Source organism: Mycoplasmoides pirum ATCC 25960 (assembly GCF_000685905.1).
Lineage (GTDB): Bacteria > Bacillota_I > Bacilli_A > Mycoplasmatales > Mycoplasmoidaceae > Mycoplasmoides > Mycoplasmoides pirum.
In genome coordinates this window covers 107,780-122,131 of record NZ_JMKZ01000001.1, presented here as the reverse complement: position 1 = coordinate 122,131, position 14,352 = coordinate 107,780, and the positions used below count along the sequence as shown (strand labels likewise).

The 14,352-nt window shown below is 23.9% G+C and carries 9 protein-coding genes; 1 reads left to right on the top strand and 8 read right to left on the bottom strand.

Annotated elements, in window-relative coordinates; translation table 4 throughout:
• Nucleotides 1-53: 53 nt before the first annotated feature.
• From T397_RS0100525 to pstB, 8 genes are all read right to left on the bottom strand, one after another.
• Nucleotides 54-3,425 carry a hypothetical protein gene (locus T397_RS0100525; RefSeq protein ID WP_027123762.1) on the bottom strand — a complete coding sequence of 1,124 codons (3,372 nt, stop codon included), beginning with the start codon at nt 3,423-3,425 and terminating at the stop codon, nt 54-56.
• A 172-nt stretch (nt 3,426-3,597) separates the two neighbouring features.
• Complete coding sequence (gene rplA / locus T397_RS0100515; RefSeq protein WP_027123761.1) at nt 3,598-4,269, bottom strand: 50S ribosomal protein L1; 672 nt, start codon at nt 4,267-4,269, stop codon at nt 3,598-3,600.
• Nucleotides 4,270-4,277: 8 nt separating this feature from the next.
• On the bottom strand, nt 4,278-4,730 hold the full coding sequence (rplK, locus tag T397_RS0100510; RefSeq protein WP_027123760.1) for a 50S ribosomal protein L11: 453 nt from the start codon (nt 4,728-4,730) through the stop codon (nt 4,278-4,280).
• 81 nt (nt 4,731-4,811) lie between these two features.
• Nucleotides 4,812-5,249, bottom strand: coding sequence for a hypothetical protein (locus T397_RS03745; RefSeq protein WP_036448548.1), 438 nt, complete (start codon nt 5,247-5,249; stop codon nt 4,812-4,814).
• A 300-nt stretch (nt 5,250-5,549) separates the two neighbouring features.
• Nucleotides 5,550-6,245 carry a phosphate signaling complex protein PhoU gene (phoU, locus tag T397_RS0100495; RefSeq protein WP_027123758.1) on the bottom strand — a complete coding sequence of 232 codons (696 nt, stop codon included), beginning with the start codon at nt 6,243-6,245 and terminating at the stop codon, nt 5,550-5,552.
• Nucleotides 6,235-8,250, bottom strand: coding sequence for a phosphate ABC transporter permease PstA (gene pstA, locus T397_RS0100490; RefSeq protein ID WP_027123757.1), 2,016 nt, complete (start codon nt 8,248-8,250; stop codon nt 6,235-6,237). Before pstA ends, phoU begins: the two co-directional genes overlap by 11 nt.
• Nucleotides 8,250-9,419 (bottom strand): type 2 periplasmic-binding domain-containing protein, encoded by a 1,170-nt coding sequence (locus T397_RS0100485; RefSeq protein WP_036448546.1) that lies wholly within the window; start codon nt 9,417-9,419, stop codon nt 8,250-8,252. Before T397_RS0100485 ends, pstA begins: the two co-directional genes overlap by 1 nt.
• On the bottom strand, nt 9,397-10,212 hold the full coding sequence (gene pstB, locus T397_RS03740; RefSeq protein ID WP_238315397.1) for a phosphate ABC transporter ATP-binding protein PstB: 816 nt from the start codon (nt 10,210-10,212) through the stop codon (nt 9,397-9,399). Before pstB ends, T397_RS0100485 begins: the two co-directional genes overlap by 23 nt.
• Nucleotides 10,213-10,946: 734 nt before the next feature.
• Here pstB and T397_RS0100475 point away from each other — a divergent pair.
• Nucleotides 10,947-14,144 carry a hypothetical protein gene (locus T397_RS0100475; protein WP_027123754.1) on the top strand — a complete coding sequence of 1,066 codons (3,198 nt, stop codon included), beginning with the start codon at nt 10,947-10,949 and terminating at the stop codon, nt 14,142-14,144.
• Nucleotides 14,145-14,352 lie beyond the last annotated feature (208 nt).

Here is a 14,352-nt window from a genome sequence, read left to right as displayed (position 1 = left end):
TAATTGTTTTGGTTAAATTTAAAACTATTTTTTAGTTCTTCTTTGATCCATTTTTAATTCGGTTTTATTGGGGGAGTATTATTTTTTATTGGTTGTGTAGAATTATTTATAGGTTTAGTTGTTTTAGTCAAAGTTGGAATGTTTCTTGTTTGTTCTTTAGAATTAGAATTTGGTTTACGTTTTATTGGGGGAGTATTATTTTTTATTGGTTGTGTTATCAAAGGCTGCGTAGAATTATTTATAGGTTTAGTTGTTTTAGTCATCAATGGAATATTATTTTTTGATGGTAGCATTGGATATTTAGTTTGTGTAGTTTGGATTGTTGAAGTAAGATTTCTTGTTGCATATATAGGATAAGAAACTGCGCCATCATAAACATTTTGATACATAGAATTAGTTAACAATAATTTTTCATTGATATCCAATTTATTTTGATCAGCAGGAACAGGTAATGGCTTTTTACGTTTCTTAAAATTTTTATTATTATGGAAATGTAAAGCTAAAAATATTATTAATAATGATATAGCTGTAGTACCAAATATACAGCCAAGAATAACATACAAATGTCAATCAACTAAATTTGTTGCGAAACCTTCATAAACAAATTTTGGAATGTTTAAATTTTCATTTTTAAATACATTTGAATATTGTGAAGAATCAATATTAGCTGAAGTGTAATAATTTCCATTAATAAATTTAATAGCAACATCAAAAGATATGGTTGTGCTAGTAGTTTGAACATTTATAATTAATGGGGATTCTGTTGGTTTATTTGTAGTTGAATCCATACTTCAACCACCAGTATATTCAATCAATTGATACAAAAGATTAGAATCATTAACTATTTGTGTTGGTGTCATATTTGCCAACCCACTATCTATTATAAATTTGCTACTAACTAAACTAACTGTTCCTCAAATGCTTGGATCTGTCATCAATGAATTAATATCAAAATTAGTAGTATGACCTGCTTCATAATTAATTAAATTAACATTTTTATCTTCTTTAATTATGAAAAGATAATTATTGTTTGCTAAATTAAATATTTTGGAAATTTTACCAGTGTTTGCTGGCAAAATATTATTTTTTACTACATTTCAAGATTGTTTATTATTGTTGGGTAAATATTTAATTGAATAAAATAAAGTTTCACCACTTCTATTAACATTATCTTGAAAAGTTATCATTCATATGTTATTGATATATGAAATTGACAATATATTTGTAAATTTTAAATCATTTTCAGTAATTTGTTTATTTGTAAGGTTAGCAATAGGCAATATTCTAGAACCATTAGGTTGCACTTCAAAATCATAAGTAAATGAATAAATGTAACCACGAACTATTAAAGTTGCTGCTACTTTTTTATATGTTCCATATGGAGTTTGAACATTTTCGGATGTTAATTGCGGAGAAAAAGCAATAATTTTTTGACTAGCCGTATTTTCTCAACCATCACTTTTAAATTTAGTTGATTTTGTGGGATTTTTATTTAATAAAATTCTTGACATGTTTGCATCATCATAACCAACTTTGTAATTGGAATTTGAAGAAGTATCAATATCTTGTGTTCAATCATATGGGTTTGTAATCATTTCTTTTGCAAAATCAAAGTTATAAAATTTGTCATTTAAAGGAAATGAATTAAATAAAGAAAAATTAGTTAAAGTTTTAGTAGTATTTTTATCTAAATCTAAAAAAGTATTCAAATAAATTTTTTCATCAGATGAAATATTTTGACTTGTTTGAGGTTTCACACAAATTAGTGAAGCAACATCACTAGTCATTACAGGTAAAACAGTAGATGATTGAATTGCAGTAAAAGAATAAAAGAAATTAGATACTAAAGAACCTCATGGTTTGTTTTCTGGAGATGAAAAAGTTTGATATGAAGCATTAATTGATGATGAACCAACTAGCAATTCCTTATTGTAATATTTTTGTGCATCAGCAAAAAAGTCGTTTTGTGGATTAAAATTTTGATTTTTGAAACTAATATAGTTAGGTCTATTAGAACTATTTATATTCGTTTCATTTCATAAACTTACCTCTGTTGGTGTACCAAATGTTCCCTTTTTAATTTGATCAATTGAATTTGTATCTTTATTGCTATTTGTGCTATACAAATCTTTATGGAAATCAGAAACATTAGGTTGCATCATTGCTAAAAACACATAAGATTCTGATTGATTATTACTTTGATTTGTTAAAGTGATTGTTTTGGCACCACCAACATATCAAGCTAAATTTGAAATTTTGTTTACACGCATAAACAAGGGATAAAAATAATTTTTCAAAACATCAGAGTTATTTCTATCTTTTTGTGCTTTATACATAACTTCATCTTGATATTTTGTTCCATAGGGATCAAAATTATAGTTTGCGTAAAGCAATGGATTTACATAATAATTTGAATAAGAATTTGAAATGGTTACTTCAAAATCATAAAATCAAAAATTTTGATATGAATTGCCCCCAAATAACAAAATCATTTTTTTGTTTGTTGTTTTATCTTTTAAATAAACCATATTGTTTGCATTGTTTAAATACAATTGCTTAAGGATATAATATGATTGTTCTGTGCTATTTTCACTATTAGAATTTTTCTTGCCTTCTGAACTTAATAATTTATAAATAACAGATTTGGAATTGTCATTTATATAAATGTCATTATTAGAGTTTGCTGATGAATTATTTAAATTGGTGTTACGAATAAATGATAATTTTGAATTTTCATCTGAAGATTGAATAGCTTCTTGAACATAAATATGATCTCAAATATTGTTAGCTGCTTCATTGCTTGTAATTATAGAACTATGTTTAGTTTTATCATTAACTTTAAAATCAGGTAAATTTAAACTATATGTGTTTCTTTTTTCAAAACTTGATCCATTATCAAATAATTGAATAACAATTGCAGGATTTTGTACTAAAAAAGAAGAAGTATTTGCTGAATTAATATTTGATCCACTAATAGTTAAATTATTGTTTACTAACAATACATAAAAATAACCAATATCATCTTTATCAGCTATTATTTGTCTAGTATGATAATTAATAGTTTCAAATTCTCATTCATATAAGTATTTCATTTGATAATTTAATTTAACAACTTTTGCTTTAGTATTATTGTCATTTGTAGCAGCTAAAATATAATTATCACCAAATGTTGCTTCTTCAGCACTTAATTTCCCTTGTTGAATATTTTGAGATGTAATTTTCAAGTCTTTAATTTCTATTAAATCTTTAGGAACAATATTTGTATTTTTGGAAAAATTATTTGTTTGATTTTGAAACGAAATATCTAAATTTTTATTTTTAAAAATTTCTGAAATTGAATCAATATTAAAAATAACTATAAAAAATAAAACAATACTTAATAAAAAACTTATTAATCAAAATTTATAATGTTTGTTTTTTTTCATAAATAAATGGTTTAATGTTTTGTTTCTCTAAAAATAGTACAAATCAAACATTTCCTTTTTTCATAAAATAAAATACATGCATTTAGCATGTATTGTGTGTTTGTGATTTATAATATCAAAATTAGAAAACAAAATCAAGATATTTTTTGAAACAAGTATTTAAATTTATTTATTAATTAATCTTAATTTTAACACTTGGACCCATTGTCGAAGATAATGCTATATTTTGAATATAAATACCTTTAACAGTTGAAGGTTTTTTAGATTTAATTAAATCTAATAAAACATTACAATTTTCTACAATATGATCAGTTGGAGTAGAAACTTTTCCAACAACTAAATGAATGTTGCCAAATGTGTCAGTACGGTATTCTTTTTTACCTTTTTTAAATTCTGTAACTGTAGCTGCTATATCATTAGTTACAGTTCCAGTTTTAGGATTAGGCATCAAACCTCTTGGGCCCAAAATTTTTCCTAATTTACCTAATTCAGGCATAAATTTAGGTGTAGTGATAATAAGATCAAAATCTAATCAACCCGCCTTAATATCATTAATTTTATCGTTATCACCCGCAAAATCAGCGCCAGCATCTAATGCAACTTTTGGATTATCTGTGATAGCTAAAATACGAATTGGTTTACCTGTATAATAAGGTAGAGAAATAGCGCCACGTAATTGTTGTTCAGCTTTAGTTGTATCTAAATTTAATTTAACTGCAATATCAATTGATGAATCAAATTTTGTAAATGAAGCGTTTTTAATTACATCAATACCTTCAGAAAGTTCATAAATTTTTTTAGGATCAATTTTAGCTAATGCAGTCTTTAATTTTTTACCAGCCATAATAAAAATTAATTACCTTTCTTCTTAGATTTTGTAATTGGGTCAACACCCTCAATTTCTAATCCCATTTGTTTTGCTGTTCCAGCAACTAATCTTAATGCAGCATCTAAATCATTTGCATTTAAATCTGGCATTTTATATTCAGCAATTTTTATTGCTGCTTCTTTACTAATTTTTCCAACTTTATCAGTTTTAGGATTTTTAGCACCTTTTTCAATTTTTGCAGCTTCTTTTAAAAGCATTGTTGTTGGAGTTGTTTTTAAAACAAAAGTAAAAGATTTATCATTGAAAGCAGTAATAACACATGGAACTACTTTTCCCATACGATCTTTTGTTTTATCATTAAATTGTTTTGTAAATTCAGCCATATTGATACCAATAGAAGCCAATGCAGGCCCTGGTTTAGCTTGACCGCCAATTAATTCAATTTTAGCTATTCTTGTAATTTCTTTTTTTGCCATTATGAAAGCAACACCTCATGTTCTTTTTGCAGTATAACGAATTGAAAATTCTTCTGCATGACAAATAATGCATAAAACATTTTACTTTAAATCTTGTGAATTCACATAAAAATATTGTTCTTTAATTTCTTTGATTGTTGCCCCTTTACTTAATTCATTAATTGCATTAGATATTTTTTTAGCTTCTTTTTTTAAAATAAAAGGATTTTTAAAAATATCTTGATGTTCATAAATTATTAATGCAACTGGATTATTATTTAAAAATTTAACACCTTTCGCACCAATTACAAAATAAATTGTTAAACCTATAAAAAATAAAATTAAATAAATAACTAATGAATATAATAAAGGATTGTTATTGCCTTCTTTTTGTCTAAAAACAATAGCCATAACAATAACAATAATAAAACCAATAAAAAATAAAATAATTAAACCTATTATTCAAGAAAACATGAATAAAAAATATTTACGTAAAGTTTTTAGATCTTTAATTTCATTTAAATTATTGTTTTGATTCATTGTCATAACTCTTTTGCCAATTATTAATTAATCAATAAAAACTAAATGGAAATACAACAACTAAAAAAATTTTTTTTCAATTTTTTAAATTTAAGTTTTTTAACATTTTAATTTTTTTTAACAAAAAAAATAACAACACTCCACTTGCTACTGTTACAACCACAAAAAATATAATTAATGGAATTAATAATTGGTTTTGAGAATTTAAGCATAAAGCTATTAAAAAACCTAACCAAAATACATATAAACCAGATAATCATCAACTAATGTTTTTTAAAATTTTTATATTCAAAACCATAATTAATTGTTTTTACTAAAGAAAAAATTAGATTCTTTTATATAAATAAAATGTTCAATAATATTCATAATGTGATCAACAATTCTTTCTATATTTTTAATAGCTAAAACCAATTGAACAAATTCTTTACTATCGTGTGGATGATTAAAAGAATCAGTTGGTTCAGCATAAATAGTTCGCAATGCTTTTAAAGCATTTAAATATTTATTTGTACATTCTTCTTGGAGTTTCAAACCATATTTGTATGTATCTTGAGCATCATTATTTTTGAAGAAATCAAATATTTTTTGATATGTAATAATTGCTAAGCTTTCTAAATCTTCAACAACTTGTAAAGCTGATTTATAAATGTTGGGATTATGTTTTATAAATTTAGATAAATTATTAGCATAATCGCAAATTCTTTCTAAATCATTTATCGAATTAATTATGGCAATAACAAATCTTAAATGACTTGCTTGAGGTTGTTCTTTTGAAATCATTCAAGTGCATTCATCTAATAAATCTGCATGAGTTATGTTAGAAATTTTTTCCATATTTTGAATTTTTTCAATTAAATCATTTGTTTTTAATAAATCACTTTGTTGTAATGCTTTTAAAAGTAATAAATGCATTTGATATGTATGTTCTAAATATTCATAAAATTTTTGTATCAATTCTTTTTCAGATTGTTTTAACGTTCCATAATTAATTGCCATTTTTATTCACCTTGTTATATATTTTATTTTTTATTAAATTAATTTTGTTAACAAACTCAAACTTTATTTTCGCTCAATTACCAAAAATTCATGGAATAAACAAATGACTAATAACAACTAAGATTAAAATTAAAACAATACTCATAAAAGCTGCTTCAAACATTATTGAAGTGGCATCCGATGATGTTGAAAATAATTGTGCATAAATTCTAGTTGTAAGCGTTTGACCTCAAAGACCTAAATCAATATGATTGGAAGAAGTTAATCCCGCAGTTAAATATAAAGGAGCTGTTTCAGCAATAATACGACCTATAGATAAAATAATAGCTCCTAAAATACCTTCAATAGCCATTGGGATAATAACTTTATAAATAGTTTCGAATTTACTAATTCCTAACGCAAAAGAATTCATTCTAATTTCTTTTGGAACATTATTTAATGATTGTTGAATTGTGCGAATAAAAGTAGGAACAATTACAATTGATATAGTTAATATCCCTGCTATCAATGAATTACTAGTTGTGCCACCAGAAGCAAAACCTAGAATTTGTAAAAAGAAAGTTAAACCAAAAATACCAAAAACTATTGATGGTGTTGAACCTAAGCAATCAACAAAAAACAAAATCATTTTATTGAATTTCTTGTTTTTTGCATATTCATTTAAATATAAAGCGCTAAATAATGAAATTGGGAATGCTATTAAAATTGATAAAAGAATAATAATTAGCGTGTTTATAATAGCGCGACCAGTTGTATCTATCCCAATCGAATTTATTGTAGATGATGGAGAAAATGCAACAACACCACCATTAATTAAAATATAAAGTAATAAATAACTTATGAATGCAAAACAAATTAATATTGAAACATATTCTCAAAAAAGTTTTCAATAATCATATAAATGTAAAAAATGATTATTACGTAATCGATTTTTTATATAAGTTGATCTATTTTCAATATTATTTGAATGAATTTTAAAATTAGTGTTAGCAGTTAAATTTTCAAAAGTTAAACTTATATATTTAGGTATAAAAGTAATTGCTAAATATATTGCTTTTTGAAGTTTTACAATTCAAGGATAACGTTTTTGTGATTTTTCTTTTGTTATTCACAAAATAAAACCATTTAACAAAACAATAATCAAAAATAATATTAAAGCAAAAACATATAGTGCGCCCCGCATTGCTTCAGAGCTATTTTCACTATAGAAATTATAAGAAATAATTGCGCCTAGAGTTTTTAGTCCTGATAACAAAACATTACCAAAACCACTATCAAAAACTGAATTAAAACTTTGTGAAGTTAAGATAAAATTTAATGCCATTGTTTCACCAATAGCACGACCCATACCAACAACTAAAGCAATTGTTATTCCAACTTTCGCTTGTTTTTTTGCAACTTTATAAATTGCTCTAGTTTTAGATGTCCCTAAACCAATAGGTGACAAAATTAAATCATTATGAACAGAATCTAATGCATTATATGAAATTGCTACAACAGTAGGTAAAATCATAAATGCCAACATAATAAATGCTGTTATTAAATTTCACGAAGTTGGCATATCAAAAATAATTCTTAAAAGATTTCCTAAAGAAGTTGCCGCAAATAAACCAAAAATAACTGAAGGAACACCAGCTAGTAAATCAATAATAATTCTTAAAATTTTTGAATATTTTTTAGGTAACCGATACTTTAAAAAAATAGCTGTTTTAATACCTATCGGTCCCGCAATGAGTAAAGCACCAAATGTAATTAATAATGTTATAAATAGAGGCAATCAAATTCCTGCTTGACCATTATTTAAATTGTATTCATTTGTAAATATTGAAGCGCCATATTCTTGAAAACCAGGAACAGCTTTAACAATAACAAAAATTAAAATTAAAAGAAATGCAATTGCAACAAATCAAACAAATACAAAAGTTAAAACTTTAAAAATATTATTTTCTAAAATTTTTTTTCAGATTCTATTTATGGCTAATTTAGGTTTTCTTCTCAATTGCATTATTCTACTCCAAATCTCACTGGAGAAAAACTAAAATCATTTTTTCAAAACAAATCAATGTGATTTCATACTAAATCATCCAAAGTTAATTTTTGAGTTTCAGCATTGGTTAAAAACATTTCTTTAAGTTCATCATCTGACAATCTAATTAATCCTTCAGATAAATATATTTGATTAACTAAATTTAATTGATTAGGATATAAAATTTTTGCAAAAAGAATTCATTCAACAAATTCTTGAATTGCTTGCAATCTTGAGTTGTTATGTAAGGAAACAATGGTATTAAAAGGCCGTATTCAGTTGTATAATTTTTTTTCTACATTCTCAAGTGTTGGGTCAACACCTGAATATTTCATAACAATAAAACCATCTTTTTTAATTGTATCTAAATTGTTAAGAATAAATCCTAAACTTAAATAAATCATTGATCCTGGTTGTCTTGCATTAATTTTAAAATTTGTATAAGCTTCATTATTTGATTCATTAGTTTGTTGAGTTATATTCCCATAATTACCATTATTTAAAGCATCAAGTGTTTTTGGTTCTAGTTGTGTTGTTAGTAAATTAGAATCTTTTAAAAATGCTTCTGCTGTACCAGATGATATAGCGCCGCCACTTCTAGCAAACGGGGTAATTTTAATATCATCTGGTATTTGTGTTTTATCACCATCAAAAAAATTATTTAAAGAAACTGAATTATAACCAGCAAAAGCATCATACAAAATAGAAATATTTGATGAATTGATACTTCAAATATCATTAGTGTTTGTAGGCGGCAATAATAAAATTCCAATTGCATCTTTAGCAAGTGTTATTGTTTTTAATTCATTATTTTTTCAATTTGATTCAATGTTTGTGTTTAAAACTGAACTTCTAGGACTTTTAGATGCATTTCCCATAGTTGTTTGGTTATTTGCTATTGAAGAAATTCCAATTGAGGAACCTCCTGCTTGCACACTAATTTCAATGTTTTTGTCTTTATTATTTTCTATATAAGAGTTACCTAAACTAGATAAAAAAGGTTGGACAGAACTTGAACCTCTTGAATCAATTACAACAAAATTCCCACAAGAAAAAAACAAAGGACTAATGCCTAAAATAACTAAAAAAATTAAAAGTTTTCATAGTCATTTAAATAAATGTTTGTTAGCCGATTCTACCACTGACATAATCCTTCGTTTTTGCTTCTTTTGGTCTTGTAAAAATTTGTTTTGTTTCGCCAAATTCAACAATTCGACCTTGGTAAAAGAAAATTGTTAAATCACTAATTCTTTGAGCTTGTGCCATTGAATGGGTAACAATGATAATTGAAAATTTTTCTTTTAATTTGCAAATCAATTGTTCAATTTTACTAGTTGCAATAGGATCTAATGCAGAAGTTGGTTCATCCATTAATAGAACATCAGGCTGCAATGCAATCGCTCTAGCAATACACAATCGTTGTTGTTGACCGCCAGATAAACCTAATGCACTTTCATGCAAAATATCTTTAACCTCTTCTCATAATGCAGCATCTTTTAAAGATTCAATAACAATTTTCTCAATAGCTTCTTTGTTTTTTATACCATGTGATCGTAAGGCATATGCTATATTTTCATAAATTGAAAAATTAAAAGGAGTTGGTTTTTGAAACACCATACCAACTCTGGTTCGCAATTCTAAATCAGTTAAAATTTTAGATGAAATATTTTTGCCTAAAAATCAAATATCTCCAGTTGTTTTAACACCATCAATTAAATCATTCATACGGTTTAAAGATCTAAGAAAAGTTGATTTGCCACAACCTGAAGGTCCAATTAAAGCTGTGACATTATTTTTTGGTATTTCAATATTTATGTCAGATAACGCATTTTTGCTACCATTTTTATATCATAAACAAAAATCTCTAACTTCAAAAGCATTTTCTGGTTTGAAAGATTTTAAAAAAACTTCTAAATTTGGTTTTTTATCCTTCAATAAAATTTTATATTGAGATATATCTTTTCTAATTGATTTTATTTGATTCCGTAACTCTAGTACATGGGGAATGTTTTTAACATACGATTTTATATTAAATAAATTTTCATTTATTTTTTTAATTTGTTTATCTATTTCAACAGAATTTGGATTATCTTTTAATTGATCTTTTAACAAATTAATTTTATTAGTTAATTCTTCTTTAGATTGAATTGGCAAAGTTTTGTACAAATGTTGTCTTTGCTTAATCATATTATTTAGTTCATTTTTTAATTCAAAAATTTTTTGCTTGTATTCTTTTCGTTGCAAAAGCAATTTTTGTTTTCTATCAATTTTTTGCTCTTTAGTTAATTTTGAAACTACATATTCTTTGGGTTGAAACCCAAAATCAACATCAATTTGCTTAGATATTAAAGAATTTGAACTTTCTTGCAAATTTAATTCTTTTTCTATTCTTGAATTAGAGTCGTTAAACATTTTGTTATTAATAAATCGATAAGTTAAGTGTTTTAAAATTTTGAAAGACAAGTATGCAACAAAATAGATGTAAAAAATCTAAAAGAAATTAATTGTTACTAGTAGTCACCTTAATATCGATAAACTGAATATTAGATTTGGAAAGATTATATACCATTAAAAAATAAATTATGTATTTTTTTAATCTTTAAAAAATAAAATTTTTCTTAATTTTTAAATTTTTGCTCACTTTAATTATATGGGTGTATATAGGTGAGTGGATTATGCAAAAATTAATAAAAAATAAATGAGTATGATGAATTTTATTTATAAGTTTTTTTGTTGGCGCAAGCATTATAGGTCAATATTCTAAAACTTTTGAAATTACAAAAAATAATTTAAGTACTAATTGCAAATCAATTAATCAAAGTTTTTTAGATAAAATTCAAGAAAACAACGTTTCCAAATTATTTGATGAAAACTACATAGGTTATACAATGGAAGATATAACAAGTACACAAAAACATCAAATAAAAATTTCTAATGATAATTTAATGTATAAACCATCTAATTTAAATCTTTTGAAAGAACAAACTTTAGATAGTTCCAAATCTATAGATCAATTAGTTATTAAGGAATTGTTGAATCGAAGCAAAGCATTAACGCTAGATGTAAATTCTTATTATCAAATTAATAGTATTAAACCTTTTTTAGAACGTGCACAAATTTCATCATGAACTGGAAATGATTATCTTTGAGAAACAATAACTAATGCAAAAATAAAATATTCAACTTCTTCCATATATGGTTATGGTGAAACTTTATGAATGGATTTAGATACGAATTGAGAATTTGTAGATAAAGTAGGTAAATCATTTAATGAATTTTGAATTAGAGAAAATGAATCTTGGTTTCAAGAAGAATTAGCTTTCAAATTAGAATTTCCTGCAGGATACAAGCATTCAAAAATGTTTATTCCTGAAGAAATTGAATATTTAGATAACAAAAAAATTAAATTCAAAGTTGGTAGCAAAGGTTTTAACTATAAAGAGCAAACTAAACAACTAAAAATAGGTAATTTTGTTTATAGGGCAGGCTATGAAATCTTGGCAAATCCTATTCCTGAATTAGGTATAAATTTACAAAATATTGAAATAAAAAATCCTAATTATGATCTTTCGCTTTCAAATTTAAATGATACAAGATATAGTTTTATTTCATTAAAAACCAAAAATGATTTTAATAATCTAAAAGATGCTTATGATTTCATAGATTATCGAAAAAATATTTCCAACGAATTAATAGAATTAAGAAATAGTGATCAATATAAATGTTATATAAATGAAGTATTAAGCAATAACAAAAATATAGTTGCAGATCAAATAACAGTTAAATCAAAAATAATTAATCAAAATTACAATATAGTTCAATATGAATATAAATTACCAAACTTTTTTGAAAATACTCACGCAATATATAAAATTTCAGATAATACTTTATCAAATATAAGACAATATTCTGGAATTGTAAATTTAGTTGCTGATAACCTTGTTTTAGATCCAAATTCAGGGGTAAAAAATAAAATAAAAGAAAATGATTTTGTGTATGACAAATCAGATTATGAACAAATAGGATTAAATTTTAAATTTGAAGATACATTTTTAGAAACGTTAAATTTAATAGATGAATATAACAAACTATTTTTAAGTTTAAAAGAAAAATTAAAAACTACAAATCTTAATTGAATTCAAATTTCAGAACCAATTTGAAATTTTTCTTATGATATCACTATTTATGATGGCAATATCGATAAATTGATTTCTAGTCTACAAGATAATTCATGAAAAAATCATTTAACAAATAATGTAATTAAAAAAATTAAAAAAACTTTAAAAGATGAAAGTTCATTAGTTGATAATTCAATTTTATTTTTTTTCCATCATTTGCCACAATTATTTAAAGATTTTTATACTCAAATGAGTATTGAAACAGGAATAGTCCAAGCAGGACAATTAGCTTATAAGTTTGAAATATTTAAAAATAACAAATTTAACACTATAAATTTTAATGACAACATGTTGAAAGAAAATCATGCAAATATTAGCAAAAACTTAGCAATTCTTGAAATAAACAATATACAAATAAAAAATAAAATTTTTGATTTTGAAAATTTAGAATCTATTAATTTGCAAAATGTTTGCAGATTATATCCAGAAAACAACAGTTTATCAATAAAAAATACACTAATAAAATATGAAATATATTATCGTGATAATTATGCTGGAATTAAACCCAAAAATGGTCAAAATACTAAATTTAAAATAGACAGATCAATAGATCAAGAGGGAGTTTTAGCAACAGAATATTTAACAAACAAAAATAAATTTAATTTAATTTTAAATACTTTAAATAAGAATTTAATTAGCGATAAAAATCTTTTAGAAATTGATGAATCAGGAATTCAAATAATTACAGATCAAACAAAAATTTCTAATAAATTAAAAGAAATTATCGACAAATATGAAATTAATTTAGAACCAAATAATGAAACTGGTATTTTTTATGCTGTTATTAAAATTAAAAATTCTAATGATTTAGTTAATTTTGGAAATGATAACAACATAGAAATAATTCCTAAATCTATGTGATTTATTGAAAATGATAATAATCCAATTATAAGAAATTATTTAGTTCAATTTGAAGCCGCAAAAAAAGATTTACTTTGACATCAAATTTCGTTTGATTTGTCTAACAATAACAATTTAAAAATGAAAATTAAAAATAATAATCAAGATGAAGAATATTATTTAAATTTAATAAAAGATGAACAAAATAATATATTAGCCAATCAAGAATTAAATATTAATTTTTTAACGTATTGAAATTTAAAAGACAATAAAATGAGCAATAATTGTTTTGCAACTTTAGAAAATGCTTTTGCAAAATTAGGATATCAAATTTTTTATCAAAGTGTTCTAATAAATAATTACTTAAAAACAATATCTTTTACATTATTAGATGGTTTTTCAAAAATAGAATTAAAAAACAATGTCAAAGAGAAATCAATAGATTTAATTTATGAAAACAATGAATTTAAAGAAACAAAATACCAAATAAATTATGAAATAATAAAAACAAATGATAATTTTGATATAAAAATTTCTTTAAATAAAGAATTAACAACATTTACTTATAATTTATACATTCAACCATATGCAAATGCAATATGTGAAAAACTATTAAAAATAATTAATGAAGATGAACAATTAAAATTTGAAAATCTAAAAATTATTAATTTAGAAATAGATTTTTTAAATCAAAAAATTAAATTTGACATAATACCAACAAATGAAAATTTTGAAATAAAATCTGAGAATTCAAACAATAATTTATCACTAATATTAGGAATAACTATTCCGACAAGTATTATCTTTTTTGTAATGTTAATGGTGTGTTTTTATAAAAAAAGAAAAAATAAATAAAAGATCCTCCTGTCAAAAAACAGGAGGACTTAATTTATTTATATTAACGCTTGTAACTTTTAAAAGATACAAGACACTAAGCCATAACATTTAAAAAAGCAAAAGAAATAAGCTAAATTAATCTATTATGACATAGCAGCACAAATTTATGTATTAATTAAGTAATAACTTAAAAAATATAATTTAAGATGCTGTTAAGGTAAGTAAT